The sequence below is a fragment of the Novosphingobium sp. GW835-FHT14H07 genome (genome assembly GCF_058793515.1).
On sequence record NZ_JBXAFX010000005.1, the window covers coordinates 1,045 to 3,544 of the forward strand.

The 2,500-nt window shown below is 55.4% G+C and carries 1 tRNA gene and 2 rRNA genes (1 of these 3 cut by a window edge); all 3 read right to left on the minus strand.

Annotated elements, in window-relative coordinates:
- Positions 1 to 175: 175 nt before the first annotated feature.
- A tRNA-Met gene (locus AC1Q5P_RS06245) sits at positions 176 to 252 on the minus strand.
- A gap of 136 nt (positions 253 to 388) precedes the next feature.
- Positions 389 to 503 (minus strand): 5S ribosomal RNA (rrf, locus tag AC1Q5P_RS06250).
- A 163-nt stretch (positions 504 to 666) separates the two neighbouring features.
- A 23S ribosomal RNA gene (locus AC1Q5P_RS06255) occupies positions 667 to 2,500 on the minus strand (it continues 974 nt past the right edge of the window).

Below are 2,500 nucleotides of genomic sequence, written 5' to 3' on the forward strand. Positions count from 1 at the left end.
ACATAGAGCCCGAAGCTCCCAAGACGCAGACGCCGTCGCCCACATGTCCCTTCATCTAAAACAACAATGTCAAAGAACCGGGCCACTTCAGTGGCGCCGCCCTTGCCGATTCGGATACCGAACCGCCGTGGGAAGCGCCCATCTAGTGTGACCGCCGAAACAGTCAACCCTTATCTGGTTGCGGGGGCAGGATTTGAACCTGCGACCTTCAGGTTATGAGCCTGACGAGCTACCGGGCTGCTCCACCCCGCGCCGGGGTTGTGTTGGTCAAGCCTGCGGTTTGCGGGCCTGACCAGACCATCCCGTGCTGCGCTGGGGCGTTGAGCCCTGGCGCGTTGGAGGATGGTGATTTGTGAATGGGTTTGTTTTGACTTCCGCAAGCTTCAATGCCTGGCGACGACCTACTCTTCCAACGCTTGAGCGTTAGTACCATTGGCGCTGTCCGGTTTCACGGCCGAGTTCGAGATGGGATCGGGTGGGGCACGGACGCTATGGTCACCAGGCAATGGAGCCTGCGGATGTCTTTAATCGATGCGTATCAGATGTGACTGGCTGGAGGATCGTCCGTCCAACGCCAGACCTGATCACGGATGTTTCCGTGCAGAGCTGTCATTGATGGTGGGACTCTCCGGGACCCTAAAAAGTAATACTTTTCTGGGAGCCCGTTTAAGCATGAACAGAGTTATTAGGACCGGTTAGCTTCATGCGTTACCGCACTTCCACACCCGGCCTATCAACGTGATGGTCTATCACGACTCGATGATACCTTATCTTGAGGGAGGCTTCCCGCTTAGATGCTTTCAGCGGTTATCCCGTCCATGCATAGCTACCCTGCTGCGCTCCTGGCGGAACGACAGGTACACCAGAGGCATGTTCACCCCGGTCCTCTCGTACTAGGGGCAACTCCTCTCAAGTATCGACGCCCACGGCAGATAGGGACCAAACTGTCTCGCGACGTTCTGAACCCAGCTCACGTACCACTTTAATTGGCGAACAGCCAAACCCTTGGGACCTGCTCCAGCCCCAGGATGTGATGAGCCGACATCGAGGTGCCAAACGATTCCGTCGATATGAGCTCTTGGGAATCATCAGCCTGTTATCCCCGGCGTACCTTTTATCCGTTGAGCGATGGCCCTTCCACGAGGGACCACCGGATCACTATGACCGACTTTCGTCTCTGCTCGACTCGTCAGTCTCGCAGTCAGGCAGGCTTATGCCATTGCACTCTAACAGCCGGTTTCCAACCGGCCTGAGCCTACCATCGCGCGCCTCCGTTACTCTTTAGGAGGCGACCGCCCCAGTCAAACTACCCGCCACAGAGGGTCCCCGAACCGGATAACGGTCCTGGGTTAGACATCAGAAAACAACAGGGTGGTATTTCACCTATGGCTCCACACCAGCTGGCGCCGGTGCTTCAAAGCCTCCCACCTATGCTACACAATTCTTTCCTAATGCCACTCTGAAGCTGCAGTAAAGGTGCACGGGGTCTTTCCGTCTAACCGCGGGTACTCCGCATCTTCACGGAGAATTCAATTTCGCTGAGCATATCCTGGAGACAGTGGGGAAGTCGTTACGCCATTCGTGCAGGTCGGAACTTACCCGACAAGGAATTTCGCTACCTTAGGACCGTTATAGTTACGGCCGCCGTTTACCGGGGCTTCAATTCGGAGCTTGCACTCCTCCTCTTAACCTTCCGGCACCGGGCAGGCGTCAGACCCTATACGTCGTCTTGAAGCCGACTTAGCAGAGTCCTGTGTTTTTGCTAAACAGTCGCTACCCCCTGGCCTGTGCCCCCTCATACTGCTTGCGCAATGTGAGGGCCTCCTTCTTCCGAAGGTACGGAGGCAATTTGCCGAGTTCCTTCAGGATACTTCTCTCAAGCGCCTTGGTATACTCTACCTGACCACCTGTGTCGGTTTCGGGTACGGTCTATACGGTGGGGCTATTTCCTGGAACCATTTCGAAGCCACTCCAATCCAATAAGGAGTGACAACACACATGATCCGTCACACACCACCAGGCCCACGAATATTAACGTGGTTCCCATCGACTACCCCCTTCGGGCTCGTCTTAGGGGCCGGCTCACCCTGCTCAGATTAGCTTTAAGCAGGAACCCTTGGTCTTTCGGCGAGAGGGCATCTCACCCTCTTTGTCGCTACTCATGTCAGCATTCGCACTTCCGATACCTCCACGACCCATTACCAGATCGCTTCTCAGGCCTACGGAACGCTCCGCTACCGCTCAGTACAAAGTACTGAACCCTAAGCTTCGGTGCATCACTTTAGCCCCGTTACATCTTCGCCGCAGGAACCCTTGTTTAGACCAGTGAGCTGTTACGCTTTCTTTAAAGGATGGCTGCTTCTAAGCCAACCTCCTGGTTGTTTTGGGATTCCCACATGCTTTCCCACTTAGTGATGACTTGGGGACCTTAGCTGTAGGTTAGGGCTGTTTCCCTTTTGACGACGGACCTTAGCACCCGCCGTCTGTCTGCCGAACAAGT